This is a genomic window from Algoriphagus sp. 4150 (assembly GCF_031457395.1).
Lineage (GTDB): Bacteria > Bacteroidota > Bacteroidia > Cytophagales > Cyclobacteriaceae > Algoriphagus.
In genome coordinates this window covers 89,674-108,214 of sequence record NZ_JAVDWS010000020.1, presented here as the reverse complement: position 1 = coordinate 108,214, position 18,541 = coordinate 89,674, and the positions used below count along the sequence as shown (strand labels likewise).

Below are 18,541 nucleotides of genomic sequence, written 5' to 3'. Positions count from 1 at the left end.
TGAATATGAAAATTTAACTTCTTAGCGTTTTCTTACCCTTACCTAAAAATATAAAAATGAAGTGACAGAAAAATTATAAACATATGAAAAAAATAACTACGATCTTATTTTTTGCGGCTATTATATCCTGCATATATTCTTGTGGGGTGCGTGATTCCAGCAGTGATGGGGATAGTCTCTATCGGTTTAGAGAGTACATTAGACACCATACTTCTGGAAGGCAATCGGTAGTAGACCCTATTGTAGTTGAATTGGTTAAGCCGCTGGATCAATTTGATTTAACACAAGAACTGCCTGCTGATTACCTGAAGATTTCTCCTAAAACATCAGGGAAACTGGTTATAGAGAACGGGACAAACCTGATGTTTGTGCCGGATAAAAAACTGGAGTCCGGCACAGAATATACTGTCACCCTGAAGCTGGACAAGCTCTACGATGATCTCAGCAAGGAATTCAGATCATTTTCTTTTAGTTTCAAGACGCTTGCTCCAAATTTCAAAATCACTACAGAAGATCTACAGTCCTACTCGCAAGATTGGCAATACATCACGGGAACATTGGAGTCCAGCGATATCATTACACTGGAAGAAGCTACCGGGCTACTAGAGGTAAGCCAAAATAAACAAAGCCAAAAAGTCAAGTTTACTGAACCTCTTCCCGCTGCAAGACACTTCAATTTTGTTATTGACAGCATCAGACGCTTCGAAGAAGATTCTGAACTTCTCATCTCTTGGGATGGGAAGGCCATCAAAGCCAAAAACAAAGGAGAGACTGTTTTTCCTATTCCCGGTAAAAGCAATTTTTCTATTTTATCTGTAAGCGCCTCAATGGTACAGGGGACTTTTCTGAAGATTAACTTTTCCGATCCTTTGGTAATAAATCAAAACTTCAATGGATTGGTCAGCATTCAGGACAAGAATAACCTGAGGTTTGAAGTGAATGGAAATCTCCTCAGCGTTTATCCCGAAGATAGGATTACAGGAGCCGCACTCGTAGAGATTTTTGAAGGGATTTCGAGTATCTACGGCTATAAATTGAAGAAACCATTTTCTGAACTAATCGCCTTTGAGCAATTGAAGCCGGCGTTGCGGGCGGTTTCCAAAGGGGCAATTCTTCCCGGTTCGGCTTCTACCCCCTTTTATTTTGAAGCGGTCAATCTCAATGCGGTGGAAGTAAGGATCATCAAAATCTTTCAAAACAACATATTGCAGTACCTGCAGTCCTCCACCCTAGGAGATCAATACTCCTATAATTTGAATACAGTAGGAAGAAGAATTGCCAAGAAAACTATTCAACTGGAAAGCAACGGATTGGAAAATGACGGTGTTTGGAAAGCTTATGGATTGAATCTGTCAGAGTATTTCAAGGCTGATCCGGGAGCAATCTACCGTGTGGAGTTGAGTTTCAAAAAAGAACATACTGTCTACAATTGTGAACAGGCGGTAGACAGTACTGCTCAGGATGAGTTTGAGGATGGTTATTATTACGATGAATACGATAGCCCCTCTCAGGATTTGGATGAAGAAGAGCGGGAAGAACAGTATTGGAACAATAAGATTTACCGCTGGAGGACTTATTCTTACAACTGGGAGCAGCGGGATAATCCCTGTCATGATGCGTATTACAACGAAGAGAGAGTGTTATCCAGTAATGTGCTTGGTTCGGATCTGGGATTCATTGCCAAGATTGGTGGTAATAAAACCTATCGTTTTATTACCACCAATCTCCTGACAACCAATCCTGAGGGAGGGGTGAAGATCTCATTGTACAACTTTCAGAAGCAGCTGATCCGTGAACTGACAACTGAAGCTGACGGTATGGTCTCGTATGAGGAGAAGCAGCAAATTGCATTTGCAGTAGCTCAAAAAAACAACAACTATGCGTATTTGAAATTGGACGACGGGAATATGTTGTCGCTCAGTAATTTTGATATCTCCGGAAAAGAGCTTCAAAAAGGCCTCAAGGGATATATTTACAAAGATCGCGGGGTTCATAGACCCGGAGATACAATCCACTTGACATTTGCGCTGAACGATTTGGCAAATCCATTGCCGGCGGGGCACCCGGTGACACTGGAGGTATCGGATGCGCAGGGTAAAGTCGTGCAGAAAACCGTAGCACAGGGCGCTGAATCGAACCTCTATTACTTCCCCATTAGTACTGAGGCGGAATCACCAACAGGTAACTGGAGAGCAACAGTTCATGTAGGAGGAGCCAAATTCACAGAGGTGCTGCGAGTGGCTACTGTCAAGCCTAACCGCTTAAAAATCAATCTGGATTTTGATGGAGAAGTGCTTTCAGCAGCTAAACCCATCAAAGGGACTGCCACGGTAAACTGGCTGCACGGTGCAGTGGCCAAAAATCTGGATATAGAAATGGAGGCGACGATCAGAAGTACATCGACCGCCTTCAAGGATTTTCCGGATTATGTATTCACAGACCCAATCAGAACTTTTGAAGAAACAGAGGTGTCAATCTTAAAAGGGAAAGTGGATGATGCCGGGAAGATTGCCATCCATAAAGAGTTGGAACTTAATAAAAATGCTCCGGGAATGCTCCGAGCCAGTATTCTCACTAAAGTTTTTGAGGGTGGGGGTGACTTTTCTTTGGATGTGTTTACTAAAGACATAGCCCCGTTTAGCCACTTTGTGGGACTCAAGTCACCTAAAGCGGAAGGATATGGATCGTACTTCACTGATGAGAGTACCCGTTTTGAAGTAGTTTCTGTGGATGAACAGGGAAAGCCTGCAGGTCATCGCGATTTGCAGGTTAAAGTCTACCGTATTGAGTGGCGCTGGTGGTGGAGCCGTGGCGGTGACAATCTCTCAACGTATGAAAATGCAAGTTTGCACCGGCCATACAAAGACATCAACGTCAGTACCGATGCAAAGGGCAAAGCAAATTTTGAATTAACTATTCCGGAGGAAGAGAGCGGACGTTACCTCATAAGGGTCATAGATCCTAACAGCGGGCATGCTACGGGACGGGTTACCTATTTCTATAGAAACTGGTGGGCAAGTGCAGGTACTGCTGATGCGGAAAGTGCAAAAATGCTGATATTCTCAGCTGACAAAGAAAAATACAGTGTTGGGGATAAAGCAGTCATTAAATTTCCTTCGGGAGCCGCAGGACGGGCATTGCTGAGTATTGAAAATGGCACTGAAGTCCTTGCTACGAAATGGGTGGAAACACAAAAGGGTGAAACCCAAACTACGCTGGAAATCACCAAGGAAATGGCTCCGAATATCTTCGTGAATATTTCCCTACTTCAGCCCCATGAGCAAACTGCCAATGACCTTCCAATACGTCTGTATGGGGTTATTCCCATTTTGGTAGAAGATCCTTCTACGGTCTTATCCCCTGTGCTCGAACTGCCGGAAGTACTGAAGCCTGAGGAGAACTATGTGATTAAAGTCTCGGAGAAAAACCGAAAGCCTATGAGCTATACCATAGCCGTGGTAGATGAAGGACTATTGGACTTGACACGTTTCCGGACTCCGGAGATACATAGTGCATTTTATACCAAAGAAGCTCTTGGAGTGAAAACCTTCGATATGTATGACTATGTGATCGGGGCATATTCCGGAAGTGTGGAAAATATCTATGCCATAGGGGGAAGTGACGATGCTGCCGGAGCCAAGAATAGGAAAGCAGACCGGTTTAAGCCGGTAGTCACATTCTTGGGACCGTTTACGCTGAAAGCAGGAGAGAAGGTTTCGCATACACTGAAGATGCCAAACTACGTCGGTTCAGTACGCGCTATGGTGGTAGCGGCTGACAATTCCAATGCCGCTTATGGTTCGGCAGACAAAACTGTACCCGTAAGAAAACCGCTCATGGTCTTGGCTTCGCTACCCCGAAAGCTTTCCCCGGGGGAAAAGGTGACCTTGCCGGTGACTGTTTTTGCTATGGAAAACAAGGTAAAACAGGCGAAAATAACAGTGAAAACCTCAGAAGGATTGAAAGCTATCGGAGGAAACAGTAAGACGGTAAGCTTCTCTGCTCCGGGCGAGCAGATCGTAAATTTTGACTATGCCGTCAATGATGTCGGAATCCAGACGATTGAAATAAATGTATCCGGATCCGGTGAAGAGGCCAGCTATCAGGTAGAAATAGATGTGGAAAACCCAAATCCTGTTACTCATTCAGTAAGAGATCTGAATCTGGAACCCAACGCGACCCAGACCTTCTCGTTCAAGACATTTGGAGTGGAAGGAAGCAATGCTGCTTTTCTCGAGTTTTCCACACTTCCTCCGATGGATTTCACCAGAAGGATGCAGTATCTTATCCAGTATCCGCATGGCTGCGTAGAGCAGACCACTTCTGCTGCATTTCCCCAGCTGTTTCTGGCAGATGTATTTGATGTGACACTAGACCGGAAGCAGCAGATCCAGAAAAATGTGGAAGCCGCTATCCGTAAGTTAAACACTTATCAAAACCCTGATGGCGGACTAAGCTATTGGCCGGGAGCCAGAGAGGCAGATGAATGGAGTACCAACTATGTGGGACATTTCATGCTGGAAGCTAAGCGAAAAGGATATGCATTGCCGTTGACTTTCTTAAGTAACTGGCTGCGTTTTCAGCAGAACGAGGCAAGGCAATGGCGGACAACCAGTAAATCGTACAATACAACCCTCATTCAGGCATACCGTCTTTATACGCTGGCTTTGGCAGGTCAGCCGGAGCTTTCTGCAATGAACCGGCTACGGGAAGTTGATGGATTGAGCAATGATGCTAAATGGAGGTTGGCGGCCGCTTACGCACTGGTAGGGCAGGACCGCGTAGCAAAAGAACTGACATCTACCGCTGTTGTTGATTTCCAGCCGTCAACATATGATTATTATACCTATGGGTCTCCTTTCAGAAACCGTGCGCTGGCTTTGGAGACAATGGTGCTGCTAGGGGATGCAAAACAGCGGGATTTGGCTACCTCTTTGGCAAAGGAACTGTCCTCTTCAAGATGGTTCAGCACACAGGAGACTTCCTATGCGCTGATTGCCTTATCCAAGATGGTAGAAAAAAATGGTGGAAAAGATCTTGAAGTCAGTTTCGTTCAAAACGGTAAGACTACCGCCGTTAAGACATATCAGGCTATCTCACAGCGGGAGCTGATAACGTCCATGGGAGAAAATACAATCACGGTCAAAAACGCCAAGGATAATCTTGTCTATGTACGGTTGATCCAATCCGGAAAACTTCCGTTAGGAGAAGAGCTGGATGAGCGCCGCAAGCTACAGGTTGTCGCCACCTATCTCGATGGAGAGGGGAAGAAGATGGATCCTGCTTCTGTCAGACAAGGAACTCAGATCATAGCACAAATTCGGATAGAGAACACTTCGGCTGATTTTATAGATAATGTAGCCTTATCACAGCTATTTCCAAGTGGCTGGGAAATTGTCAACACCGACTTCACCGAGATGGGTGGAGGAGCTACAGGCAGTGCCAGGTATACCGATATCCGTGACGATAGGGTTTATTTCTATTTTGACCTCAGCAGCAAAGAGAGCAGAACATTCACTGTCAAATTGAATGCTTCCTATTTGGGTAGATATTATTTGCCGGGTTCCCAGGCGGAAGGAATGTATGACAATACGTATTTTGCCAGAACCAAAGGTCAATGGGTTGTTGTGGAAAAGTAAATGATTCGTAAAAAGGAACAACTCCCGGCGTTTTTGGTAGCGCACAAAGTAAAAGTTTTACTGGGGCTTCTGATTTTCCTGAGTTGGCTTTTTTGCTTGCCTAAACCGATTTTTGATGCCCCTACTTCCACCGTGGTGGAAAGTCGTGAGGGAGCACTTCTCGGTGCGCGCATCGCTAAAGACGGACAATGGCGTTTTCCTGCGCAGGATAGTATTCCGCGGCGATTTGAGTTAGCCATCCAATATTTTGAAGACGAGTATTTCTTTCGCCATCCGGGGTTCAATCCGGTGGCTATGGGGAAGGCAATCCATGGTAATCTGACGAGTGGCAAACGCCGGGGGGCAAGTACCCTGACGCAGCAAGTGATCAGACTCTCCCGGAAAAACAAAAAGCGGACTTATTTCGAAAAACTACTGGAGTTCTTCCAGGCTACCAGACTTGAAGCGGGGTATAGCAAAAGAGAGATTCTTAATCTGTATGCTTCACATGCACCTTTTGGAGGAAATGTGGTGGGGCTGGAGGCCGCAGCCTGGCGCTATTTTGGGACATCTTCGGAAGATTTGAGCTGGGGACAAAGCGCCGCCTTGGCTGTCCTTCCAAATGCTCCTGCACTGATATACCCCGGAAAAAACGAGATTCTGCTCAAGGAAAAACGAGACAGGCTACTTCTTAAGCTTTATCAAAAGGGAGTGATTGATGAGATGACTTATGAGCTGGCACTTTTGGAATCCTTGCCGGGCAAACCTTTGGCTTTGCCCGATGCAGCAATGCACTTTACTGAAAAAGTGAGGAAAAAGGATGAGGGAAAGCGGATAAGATCTACGTTAAACTCACTGCTGCAATCCAAACTTAATCAGGTCACCCGGGATCACCATTACCGCCTGAAGCAAAACCAGATCCACAACTTGGCCATCGTGGTGCTTGACGTACACACACGGCAGATCATCGGGTATGTTGGCAATACTCCTACAGAAACCGAGCACGAAAAATATGTGGATGTAGTAGATAAGCCAAGAAGTACAGGCAGTCTTCTAAAGCCCCTGCTTTTTGCCTCAGCGATGCATGCTGGGGAGTTGCTACCACAGACACTGCTTGCCGATGTGCCTACACGGATCAATGGATACAGTCCGCAAAACTTCGACAAGAAGTTTAATGGTGCAGTCAGTGCCGGCAATGCCTTAGGCAGATCCTTAAATGTCCCTGCCGTGAGACTATTGCAGAACTATGGACTGCAGCGGTTTTACAACCAGCTACAAAAAATGAAACTGGGCTATGTGACTAAGCCTGCTGATCACTACGGGCTCACTTTGATTCTGGGAGGAGCGGAGAGCAGTCTGCTGGAAGTGACAAAGGTCTATGCGGGATTGGCTTCCACGCTGAATGGGTATACCGCCAATTCCAGTCAATATCGGGCTGAAGAATTTATGTCACCCATCTATAAGTTGGGGCAGGAGGTGGATTTTGGCAGAACACAGTTTGATCCTCCGGTGCTCGGAGCCGGGGCAATTTATAAAGCATTTGAAAGCCTTCGGGAGACCAATCGTCCCAATGCAGATGAATCCTGGGGCTTTTATCAAGATGCCAGACCTATTGCCTGGAAGACAGGGACGAGCTATGGATTCAAAGATGCCTGGGCTGTGGGAACCACGCCTGATTATGCTATCGGTGTTTGGGTAGGCAATGCAGACGGAGAAGGGCGTCCCGGACTCACGGGGGTTCTGGCAGCAGCTCCGGTCTTATTTGATGTGTTAAAAGAATTGCCTACAAAAAAACTATGGTTCGACATGCCCTATGATGATTTGGTGCAGGCTGAAGTGTGTTCGCTCAGTGGACATCGTGCCGGATTGTATTGTGATGTGACTACGACGGAATGGCTGCCGGCCCAGGGTATCAAAACAGCTGCTTGTCCCTACCATAAGCCGGTTTTTCTGAATGCCTCAGGGACTTATCGGGTTAATTCTTCCTGCTATCCTATGGATGATATGCGGGCGGTCAATTGGTTTGATTTACCTCCGGTGATGGCCTATTACTTTGCTTCTCTCAACCCACAATATAAACTATTGCCGCCCCTAGCTCCAGATTGCGCTGCAGAGGATGAACCCTTGATGGCATTTATCTATCCTCGTAGAAATGAACAGGTGATTTTGCCGAAGAATTTTGATGAAAACGTCAATGATGTCGTATTCAGATTAGCTCATCGTAATCCCGACACCAACGTATATTGGTACCTCGACGAGACCTTTATAGGAAAAACAAAAACCTTTCACGAACTGGCAGTTGTGATCGCTCCAGGAGCTTATTTACTGACTGTCACGGATCAGGAGGGACATTCCATAAACGGGAATATTGAGGTGATCCAAACACATTAAAGCTTGTATTTTGGGCTAAACCGCTGTTACGCTTCCTGCCTGGATTCTTAGTAGCCCAAAAAACAATATCTCCACCCACCGATCTCTTCACACCATCAATAAACCGGAAATTCCCCTCAACAATAACTTGACTATGCCGATACGGGGTTGATAGCAAATACATCCCATACAATACCCTTTCACAGCGGATAGAGTTTTATGGCTAAATGAAGCTTTTCCGATTGAAGAGTTTTTAAATTTGAGTAATTCTGGAAATAAGCGGAGAACTAAAAAAAATGCCTGATTTGGTAGGGGTAAAAACGGTTGAATATGATTGACAAACAACTCACAGCATCAGATATTCAAAGTATCGTCCAAGCGGGAGAAGGGTATAATGCGGAATTTAAAATCCGTGTTCCCAATAAGCTCAAAGAGATCAGTGAGGAAATCTGTGCTTTTGCGAATGCTGCGGGAGGGGTATTGTTAATCGGCGTAAGTGATGATAATAGAATTCATGGAGCTGAAATAGATAATAGCAAGAGATCAGCCATTCAGAATTCCCTAAATGAAATAAGTCCCCATGTTCCGGTTGCCTTATATCCTGTGGAGGTTGGGGAGAAGACTGTTTGGGTGATTGAGGTTAACACCGGGTCTCAAAAGCCCTATGTATTATCCGGTGCCATTTATGTCAGACAAGGTTCCAATACTCAAAAACTTACGACTGTGGAGCAGATGCGTGATTTTTTCCAACAGTCTGACCGCATCTATTTTGATGAAGCACCCTGTATTGATTTTGACCTGAATTCGGATATTGACCTGAATTGGTTTATGGAGTTTCGGACGATGAGCGGACTTTCGCAGGCTGTAAGCCAGAAGCAAATCATTCATAACCTACAGCTTGTTTTACCGGATGGAATCATGAAAAATGGGGGAGTTTTATTCTTTGGTTCCGCACCCGAAAAGCTTGTCGAGACAGCTATTGTTCGCTGTATTTCTTTTGAGGGCAGTACTAAAACCCAGATCATTGATGATAAGTTATTTGGTGGTCCGCTGATGAAGCAATACGAACAGGCCATGAATTGGCTAAAAGGCAAGCTTGATGTACGGTATGAAATTGAAGGGGGTGGTCCCAGAAAGGAAATATGGGAGATTCCCGAAACGGTTTTGAAAGAGACTATCATCAATGCGCTCTCCCACCGTGATTATTACGACAAGGGAGCCAAAATAACTGTTGAGCTTTTCAAAGACCGTGTGGAGGTTAGTAATCCGGGTGGATTGACCAGCGCTGTCCCATTGGTCGATTTTGGTACCAAAAGCCATAGTCGAAATCCTTTGATTTTTGGGTTATTCGTCCGTATCCACATGGTGGAGCAAGTTGGCTCAGGTATCGGCCGCATTAGGGATCTGATGAAATCCGCCAAGCTTCCTGATCCTGTGTTCAAAACAGAAGGGATGTTTTCAGTTGTTCTCCGCAGGACCGTGGAAGAAACTGTGGAAGAAACTGTGGAAGAAACTGTGGAAGAAACTGTGGAGATAATTATAACTGCGATGAAATCAAACCCTAAGATTACATCAAAAGAGTTACAACTGATGACAGGCTTGACAAGAAGAGGAGTTGAATATCAGATCAGTAACTTGAAAAAGGAGAATAAAATCATCCGGGTTGGATCTACAAAGGCAGGTGAATGGAAAGTTTTAATTTAAAAGTAACAATACACCATTATCCACTGACAAACTCGCCTTTTTCGCGGACAACCCGGTTTCCCCATTCGGTAATTGCTTCTAGAATGGGGACAAAACTTTTTCCAAATTCGGTCAGACTGTAAACGACCTTGATAGGAGGCTTTTTACCATAGACTTTTCTCGATACCAAACCGTCTTTCTCTAATTGTTTAAGCTGCAGACTTAACGTCATTTCGGTGACAGACGGCATCTCTTTGTGAAGTTCGCTATATCTTTTCGGTTCGTCTTTTAAATGGTAAAGGATAACCGCTTTCCATTTTCCGCCAACCAAATCCATCGTAAGACTTACTGTGCAAGGGTAAATTTTCCCTTTCAGCTTCACATGCTCGCTAAGACATTCTGTTTTCATTTTACTGTTTTTTTGACCTATCAGTTTGGATAGTTATTGTAAATGTAATTGACTAAGAATAGTTTTGCAACTATAATATTTATAGTATGACGTTAATTATTCTTGCACACCCCACTTTTGATGAGTCACTGGCCAACAAAACTATTGTCGAAGAATTGCAGAAAAGCAACTTAGCTATAGAAATCCGAAATCTGCATGAGCTCTACCCTGACTTTCAAATTGCCTCTCAGACAGAACAGGAAGTATTATTGAGGCACAATACCGTCGTGTTTCAGTATCCGTTTTATTGGTATAATATGCCTGCAATTTTAAAACAATGGTTTGACGTGGTCTTCGAACAGCATTTTGCTTTTGGTTCAAAAGGAGATAAACTGAAAGGCAAAAACTTTCTGGCGAGCTTTACAGTAGGCGGGAAGGAAAAGGATTATACCACATTGGAAAAACATCATTTCCATGTGTATGAATTTTGCAAAAACTTAGAACAAACGGCTTATTTCGCACAAATGAATTTTGTGGAACCGATTTACACCTACAGAACCTCCTTGGCTGATGGTTTTACAAAAGATGAAATAAGGAATGTAGCGAAAGAGCACTCAAAAAAGCTGATAAATCGACTAATCGAAATGAATCTATATAATTATCCGCAATGATGCCTGTAGCCATATTCTCTTTGGTTTACGGGAGGGAAGACAGTAGACGGAAGACCGAAGTGGCCTTGACGATAAAGTTCACCAAATCCTTTGATGCTTTAATTTCTTTAGTGGTAGAAAAGCGGATATACATATAAATCTAGTACTACCGGTCGAATAAAAACCCCAATCCATTGGGGGTATCTCTCAAAGTTTCTAACTAGGGCTTGCTGAAAAAGTCTCAGTTATGCCAGCCCTGCCTGTCCGGCAAGGCAGGTTCAAGGCGGCCGAGTGAAGATGTATGCTTATGCCTCGAATGAGGCCAACGTAGAAGATGGTATGGCTGAGGCTAGCTTGAAAATCCCGATTTTGGGATTTTCTGATGCATGGATAAATACCTATTGTGGTCAATAAGCTTGCACTTGCTGAAAAACCGTTCGCATCAAAAATGGATTAATCATTTAAAATGATAGCTTTTGATCTATTACTGGCGTTTTTCAGCATGCCCTAAAAAACCGGGCTCTTGTATGGGATTGGGAATTCCGGTTCACTATAAGGACTGGAAGAAAAACACCGGCTTTTATCATCCCTTGGACTCAGTACTGCTATCCCAATTGATACGGCTCCACCTCTAAATCCTACATTTCCAGCCGTTTTTTTAACGGTTCGCAAAGATATATTTTCCGGTGATCCTACGGCGATCCATATTCACGGTATCAATTCCGGGAATGCCATGTCGATTTGGAACCGCCAATATACGCTAGTCATACTTTTCACATTAAGTTCTTTCTTCCCTGTATCAGGGCAGAGCCTGTCTTTCAGTTCTTGGGCTGAGGTTTATGAATATGCAAAAGACCATCAACCGGATTTCCTGATTTGGGAGAAGACGGCTGATCAGCAGACCTATGGAGTACGTAACGCAAAGGGAGGGTTAATGCCTCTTATTAAGGCGTATGGGAATTATGATAATTTCCTTCAGCTTCCCGTTCAGTTGATACCCTCTGAGGTATTTGGAGGAGAGCCCGGTACTTTTACCGAAATACAGTTTGGCACCCAATACCAATTGGATGTAGGGCTGGAAGCAAGTCTCCCCTTAGTCGATACCAAAGCATGGAACCGGGTAAAATCAGCCAAGCTGGAAAAACAACTCAGTAACGCTGAATTACAATCCGCCCGTCAAAATCACAAAGAACAACTGGCCCGTGCCTATTATCTGGCCATACTTAGTCAGGAAGCTTTGGAGCTCAGTGAAGCCAACTACAAAGCTGCTGACAGTATCCATCATGTTGCAAGACAGCAATTTGATCAGGGAGTTATGGAGCCTCTTCCTTACCGGCGTCTCAAGGCAGCTGCCTTCCTGGCCAAGTCCAACTATCATCGGCAAGTCTCCTCAACTTCTTCTAACTATAACAAATTAAAGTATCTAATGGGATTGGATCAGGAGGATTCTATTCACCTGACTGAGACCATTGTCTTTCAGGCCAGGCAGGAGGATATCCCCGGTTACTCCTTGGAAACACAGCCAGACTATCAGAAAGCCGCATCTTCATTGGAATTGGCCGAGCGGGACTTAAAAGCATCCCGGCAAAGACATCTTCCTACGCTGAATGCTGTCGGAAGGTATTCCCAGCAGGCCTGGTCTGATGATATGAGGATGGGGAATTATACATGGTTCAGCACGGCGATGATCGGATTGAGATTGGAATGGAGCATTTTCGGAGGTAATCTCACCCGGAATCAAATTAATTCAACAAAGCTGCAACGTGAGATTTCGGAAGCCGGACTGCGTCAAACTCAACAAAAGCTTGTCCAAGAGCGACATGATCTATCCACTGATCTCGCCCAAAATCTCGAAATACTAAAAAATTATAGAGAAACTTATTCTGTATATGAAGATAATTATCGCCTCGCCCGGATCCAGCTCCGGGAAGGGGAGATCAGTATAGACGAACTGCTTCAGGTACAACAGGAACTTTGGGATAACCAGCGGCAGTACCTAAACAGTCTGGCAGATTATCTGATCGCAAAAGCATTGATCGAAATTAAATCAGAATAATCAAATGAACAGTAAATTATAACCTTGTCCATAATGCATAATCTGTCCAATAAAATTACCTCTTGGGGATACCTGATTTTTCCCGCTTTGGTGTCATGTGGCAACGGAGAAACATTGAGTCCGCAGATCAAACCCCTAACGGAGGCGGTTTATGCTTCAGGTTATATCCAATCGAGGGGAGAATTTGAACTTACTGCCCAATCGGAAGGAATTCTGAAGAGGCAGCTTGTGGAAGAAGGGGATTATGTGGATGCAGGTCAGGCTCTATTTGAAATCGCCGGTATAGCCCAAGAAGCAAGATTGACCAACGCTCAAAACCTATATGATCTGGCAAACAAGAATTCGGGCAGCAACAGCCCATTACTGGCAGAAGCCCAAAATGCAGTTGGGCTAGCCTGGGAGCAATATCAGGCGGATTCGATCAACTATGTACGCTATACCAATCTGTGGAATGAAAAAGCAACTTCCCAAGCGAAATATGATGCGGCTGTCACTGCCTTCAATTCTTCCAAACTCTCTTGGGCCCAAGGCAAAAACAACCTGGAAAACAGGTGGGATCAACTAAAAAACGAACGGGATCAAGCTTATCAACAATTGCTGTCAGCAAGGGAAGAATCGGGTTTTTATACGGTGCGGGCCGAGCAGCCGGGGACTTTCTTCCAGCGTGGAAAAGAAGCCGGAGAAGTCGTACGCAAAGGGGACTTGCTGGCTGTGCTGGGGCTGGAAGGTGGATTTATCGCCAATCTGAAAGTAGATGAACAGGATATATCCCGACTGGAAACAGGTCAAAAAGTGCTGCTAAAGATCGATGCTTATCCTGATGGCATGTATGAAGCCAAACTGGAAAAAATCTACACCAAAGTGGATACGCGCGACCGGATGTTGCGGGTAGATGCTGCTGTGCAGGATCAGCTGCCCGGAAAATATACCGGATTGGCACTGGAGGCAAATATAGTGACCAGGGAAAAAGATTCTGCACTGGTTATCCAACGGAATTTACTGATGCAGGGAGACAGCGTCATGGTAGAAAAAGATGGCGAAGAAAAGAAAGTAAAAGTAGAAATCGGGCTAAGGACCCTTAGTGAGGTGGAGATTTTATCCGGAATTGACAGGGACACAAAACTTATTAAACCATGAGGGTGATTCTCTCCATAGCTAAAACCCATCTGCTGGCTAAACCCAAGCAGTCTCTGGTGGCTATGCTCGGGGTGACTTTTGGCATAGGCATGTTTGTGGCCATGGTCAGTCTGATGAGCGGACTTAATAATTTTACAGAAGAACTCACGATGACTTCCTCTCCGGATATCCATATTTACAAGGATATCTCCGAGCCCCAAGTTGCAATTATAGAACAGCTCAATCCCGAAGGGGTCAATTTTGTACATCATCCCAAGCCCAAAAATGAATCTCAAAAAATCCGGAATGCCTTTCAGATAGCAGAATTGATCCGACAGGACCCGGATGTTCTGGGAGCCGCTCCACAGTTGTCCAGCCAGGTATTTTACAATTTCGGTCCCATACAGCTCAATGGGAACATTGCGGGAGTGGACATACTGGAAGAGGACAAGTTGTTTGACCTTTCTTCCAAAATGAAGGGAGGAGAAATCGCCGGGTTGCTCACCACCACCAACGGCCTGATCATGGGAAGCGGACTTGCCAAAACACTTTCCCTCTCGGTTGGCGACAACGTAACCGTCACCACACCGGATGGGGTGACTATATCACTTAAAGTGGTTGGAATATTTCAGATGGGGCTTGGAGAAATTGACAATATCCGTAGTTATGCAAATATATCCACTGTTCAGAAGATTCTTGGCAAAGACCAGGCATACATCACTGACATCAATGTGAAGCTGATAGATCTCTATCAAGCAAAGGCCAAAGCCGTGCAGATACAGTCAATTTTCGGATACAAAGCTGAAGATTGGGAAACAGCAAATGCGACGTTTTTGGCAGGGGCGGTGATCCGTAACATAATGACCTATTCTGTATCTATTACTTTATTGATTGTGGCCGGTTTTGGGATCTACAATATTCTGAATATGACCATTTTCAGTAAGATGAAAGACATCGCCATTCTCAAGGCGACAGGGTTTGCCGCAAAGGATGTCACCGGCATCTTTATGACCCAATCGTTGGTTATAGGTTTAGTGGGAAGTGTATTGGGGCTGATACTTGGGTTTGTTCTTTCCTATTTACTTTCTCTGGCTCCGTTTGACGGGGGGGATGTGATTGCCATTGATGCATTGCCGGTGAGTTTTGATCCCCTGTATTATGTAATAGGGATTGTATTTGGAGTATTCACGACCGCCGTGGCGGGTTATATGCCGTCCCGCAAAGCCGGCCACGTGGATCCAATTGAGATTATCCGTGGCATCTAGCCATGCAACTGCTAATTGATTTAGAATGAAAGAGATTATATTGGAGACAAAGGGAATCAACAAGTATTTCCACGAACCACAGACCTTTCAGGTGCTCAATGACATCAACTTGAAAGTATTTAAAGGCGAATTTCTCAGTCTGGTGGGTAAATCCGGATGTGGGAAATCTACCTTAATGTATCTGTTGAGTACCATGGATACCGATTATAAGGGTGTACTGGAAATCAGTGGGGAGAATCTTACCGGAAAGCGTGCCGACTACCTGGCCGGTTTTCGAAACCGGCACATCGGGTTTGTATTTCAGTTTCACTTTCTCCTACCTGAATTTACAGCCTTACAGAACGTGATGATTCCTGCGCTCAAGCTCAGGAAATATCCCGAGTCCCAGATCAGGAAACGGGCAATGGAGAAGCTGGAAATGCTCGGTATTGCGGATCAGTCAAATAAAATGTCCTCCAAGCTTTCAGGTGGGCAACAGCAACGTGTGGCGATCGCCCGTGCGCTGATCAATGATCCGGCCTTGATCATGGGAGATGAACCTACGGGTAATCTGGACAGCACCAATTCAGCTATTGTATTTGATATATTTAGAAAGCTGACACGTGATTTTGGACAGACAATCATTGCTGTCACCCATGACGATGATTTTGCAGCCAATTCAGACCGTATAATTGAGATGAGTGATGGAAAGATTGTCGGCTAAACATCCTTTAACTCCTAAAAAAGAGAGTCAGGATACCCGGATCCGAAGAGAACTATATTTTCTTAAATTTGAAGATTGTGTAAAACAATTGGACAAAATGGAAAAAGAGTTGCACTCATTTTACCCCGAAGCCCCACATGTTTAAGCGGAAATATTTTTGGCTCGAGTATGGGATCATTTTGACCTTCACCACCATAGGAAGCATCATAAGATATTTTATATGGGATTTTTTGGAGCTGAAAGGTGGGATGACACTTGAGGTTGTTTTGATTTCATTTATCTCTGTTGCGATTGCGTGGGAAGTCTTCCGTGGGGTCAACAGCTACATGAACAAGATCATGCCCTTTGGGCAGGGAGTTGCCAAGCGGATTGGAATACAGCTGACAATCGGAGTACTCTTTATGACTCTGTTCGGCTCTATTATATTATCCTATGCAGCACAGTTTTTTGAAGGCCCAATGAGCAGGATGTTCAATATAACCGTCTATGCTACCTACATCATTTTATCCTTTTTGATCAACTGTGTATTTTTCGCAAAATTCTTCTTTGACCAGTGGAAAAAAGGGATACTAAAGGCCGAACGGCTTGAGAAAGAGAAAACCCAAGTACAGTTTGACAATCTTAAAAACCAACTCAATCCCCATTTTCTGTTCAATTCCATGAGCTCATTGAACAGTCTGATATATGACAATCAGGAATTGGCCTCGGATTTCCTCCAGAATCTCAGTAAAGTATACCGCTATGTGCTTCATAATGAAGGGAGAACATTAGTGCCTGTCTCTAGCGAACTCGATTTTATACATCATTTTATCTTTCTGCTGGAAACACGCTTTCAGAATACTATCCGGATCAGCGTAGAAGTACAGCACGAACTGGTAGGTTTGGGCATAGTTCCCGTCACACTTCAGGTTCTTCTCGAAAATGCCGTGAAGCATAATAAGATGGATGAAGATCATCCTCTCCAAATCAGAATTTATTCCCAACAGGACAAACTGATGGTAGTCAATTCACTTCTTCCAAAGAAGTCCGTTGAAAGTAGCAACAAAAAGGGCTTGAATAACCTGAAGTCACTTTATGCCTTCCTTACAGATATGCCGGTAGGGATCCGGTGTACGGAGGATTATTTCAGTGTAGAAATTCCTCTTCTGAGAATTCAAGACCGTGTTCTACCGGATTATAAAATTGTCAGTTAAATCATCAGGGAAATTGCTTTTAAAAGTCCCAATTGATATAACTCTTCAAGAGTTGATCTTATTGAAAGTAAGCATACTGATTTTGTTGATCTTTGACCTTTAAATTAAAAACTCTTGAAGGGTTTTGATATAAAAGCGATTCCCCGGTTAACTTGTGAAAAATGGAGTTTTTCTTTAGTACAACACCCAAAATACTGATTATAGAAGATGAACTGTTGGTGGCCAACGGGCTGATTAAAAGCATCAAAGCGCTTATTCCCGAAGCACATATTTTCCCCGTCCTCACCAGCGTGAAAAAGGCGCTGCACTGGTTTGATAAAAATGAAGTGCCCGACCTTATCTTTTCTGATATCCAGCTTTCGGACGGGATTAGCTTTGATATTTTTGAACACTATGAACCTGCCTGCCCCGTCATTTTTACAACGGCGTATGACCAGTACGCCCTGAAGGCCTTTGAAGTGAACAGTGTAGATTTTCTTCTTAAACCTATTGGAAAGGATGATCTGAGAAAATCTCTGGAGAAACTAAAAAAACGATGGGAATCCTATCGGCTGCCCAACTTAAATGCGAGCCTGAGACAGAGTGTTCAGGGGCAGCTGTATTTAGAGCGCTTTCTTGTGCAATATAATCAGGGGTATATGCCTGTGATCCAGGATGAAGTCGGCTGTTTTCAGAAAGATGAATTGATTTTTGCCTGGAAAAGGGAAGGGAAGAGGTACCTGACGGATTTTAATTCCATTGATGAACTGGAATTAAAACTTAACCCCTCGTTGTTTTTTCGTGCCAACCGTCAGTTTATCATCCGGATTGATAATATAGTGCAGATCAAATCAACACATAAAGGTATTGAGGTTCAGCTACACGTACCCCAACAGTTTATACTGGATGTAAGCCGCGAAAAAGTACCAATCTTTAAAAGATGGTTATTGGGGAGTTAGCAGCATAACTCTATATATCAAAGCTAATTGCGGTCATGGATTCGGTAATTATGGGTTTATTTTCTGATCTGAAGTGTTGACCGGGAGGGGGTAACAGTAGCATGATGCTGTCGCAAATCAACAGATTTAACAAAATCCTAAATTTGAAAGGTAAATGATATTATGAAAGAGTTTCTATACGACGGCAGGATATATTACAACCCTGTTGAGTTTGCAATGGCACATATAGGCGGTACTTGGAAAATCCCGATTCTGCTGTGTCTTCGGAACGGTTCTGTAAGATATGGCGATTTAAAAAAGTCCATACCCCACATATCAGACAAAATGCTTTTTACTCAATTGCGGGAATTGGAGGAAAAGAATATGCTTTCCAAACACAAATTTTTAGAAAAACCACCGAGAGTGGAATATCAGTTGACCGAAAAAGCTAAAAAAGCGCTACCTCTTATTGACCAATTAACTGAATACGGTATTTCTCTAATGAAAGAAGCAGGGATTGATTGATACTTAACAGGCTGTTTTTCAGCCGTAAATGCGAAACATATATTGTCTTACTCTTAT

The 18,541-nt window shown here is 44.0% G+C and carries 12 protein-coding genes; 11 read left to right on the top strand and 1 reads right to left on the bottom strand.

Annotation, left to right across the window (positions count from 1 at the left end; all coding sequences use genetic code 11):
• The first annotated feature begins 83 nt into the window (after window positions 1-83).
• The 3 genes from J2X69_RS20280 (at window position 84) to J2X69_RS20270 (ending at window position 9,692) form a co-directional block, all read left to right on the top strand.
• A complete protein-coding gene (locus tag J2X69_RS20280) occupies window positions 84-5,639 on the top strand; it encodes an MG2 domain-containing protein (RefSeq protein ID WP_310107468.1) in 5,556 nt (1,851 codons plus the stop codon).
• Window positions 5,640-8,009: a penicillin-binding protein 1C gene (pbpC, locus tag J2X69_RS20275; protein ID WP_310107467.1), complete on the top strand. Its 2,370-nt coding sequence runs from the start codon at window positions 5,640-5,642 to the stop codon at window positions 8,007-8,009.
• 309 nt (window positions 8,010-8,318) lie between these two features.
• On the top strand, window positions 8,319-9,692 hold the full coding sequence (locus tag J2X69_RS20270) for a helix-turn-helix domain-containing protein (RefSeq protein ID WP_310107465.1): 1,374 nt from the start codon (window positions 8,319-8,321) through the stop codon (window positions 9,690-9,692).
• Window positions 9,693-9,708: 16 nt separating this feature from the next.
• Here J2X69_RS20270 and J2X69_RS20265 read toward each other — a convergent pair whose 3' ends face one another.
• Entirely contained in the window at window positions 9,709-10,080 is a 372-nt protein-coding gene (locus J2X69_RS20265; RefSeq protein WP_310107463.1) for a helix-turn-helix domain-containing protein, read from the bottom strand.
• Window positions 10,081-10,166: 86 nt separating this feature from the next.
• Here J2X69_RS20265 and J2X69_RS20260 point away from each other — a divergent pair, with 86 nt between their 5' ends.
• The 8 genes from J2X69_RS20260 to J2X69_RS20225 all read left to right on the top strand — a co-directional run bounded on the left by J2X69_RS20260 (window position 10,167) and on the right by J2X69_RS20225 (window position 18,484).
• A complete protein-coding gene (locus J2X69_RS20260; protein ID WP_310107461.1) occupies window positions 10,167-10,730 on the top strand; it encodes an NAD(P)H-dependent oxidoreductase in 564 nt (187 codons plus the stop codon).
• Window positions 10,731-11,442: 712 nt separating this feature from the next.
• Window positions 11,443-12,765, top strand: coding sequence for a TolC family protein (locus J2X69_RS20255; protein ID WP_310107459.1), 1,323 nt, complete (start codon window positions 11,443-11,445; stop codon window positions 12,763-12,765).
• A gap of 33 nt (window positions 12,766-12,798) precedes the next feature.
• A complete protein-coding gene (locus J2X69_RS20250; RefSeq protein WP_310107456.1) occupies window positions 12,799-13,902 on the top strand; it encodes an HlyD family efflux transporter periplasmic adaptor subunit in 1,104 nt (367 codons plus the stop codon).
• Window positions 13,899-15,146 carry an FtsX-like permease family protein gene (locus J2X69_RS20245; RefSeq protein WP_310107453.1) on the top strand — a complete coding sequence of 416 codons (1,248 nt, stop codon included), beginning with the start codon at window positions 13,899-13,901 and terminating at the stop codon, window positions 15,144-15,146. Before J2X69_RS20250 ends, J2X69_RS20245 begins: the two co-directional genes overlap by 4 nt.
• Window positions 15,147-15,171: 25 nt before the next feature.
• A complete protein-coding gene (locus J2X69_RS20240) occupies window positions 15,172-15,849 on the top strand; it encodes an ABC transporter ATP-binding protein (protein WP_310107450.1) in 678 nt (225 codons plus the stop codon).
• A 137-nt stretch (window positions 15,850-15,986) separates the two neighbouring features.
• Window positions 15,987-17,042, top strand: a complete 1,056-nt coding sequence (locus tag J2X69_RS20235) for a histidine kinase (RefSeq protein WP_310107447.1) — start codon at window positions 15,987-15,989, stop codon at window positions 17,040-17,042.
• Between the two features lie 161 nt (window positions 17,043-17,203).
• Window positions 17,204-17,980: a LytTR family DNA-binding domain-containing protein gene (locus tag J2X69_RS20230; RefSeq protein WP_310107444.1), complete on the top strand. Its 777-nt coding sequence runs from the start codon at window positions 17,204-17,206 to the stop codon at window positions 17,978-17,980.
• A 162-nt stretch (window positions 17,981-18,142) separates the two neighbouring features.
• Window positions 18,143-18,484: a helix-turn-helix domain-containing protein gene (locus J2X69_RS20225; protein ID WP_310107442.1), complete on the top strand. Its 342-nt coding sequence runs from the start codon at window positions 18,143-18,145 to the stop codon at window positions 18,482-18,484.
• Window positions 18,485-18,541: the final 57 nt, after the last annotated feature.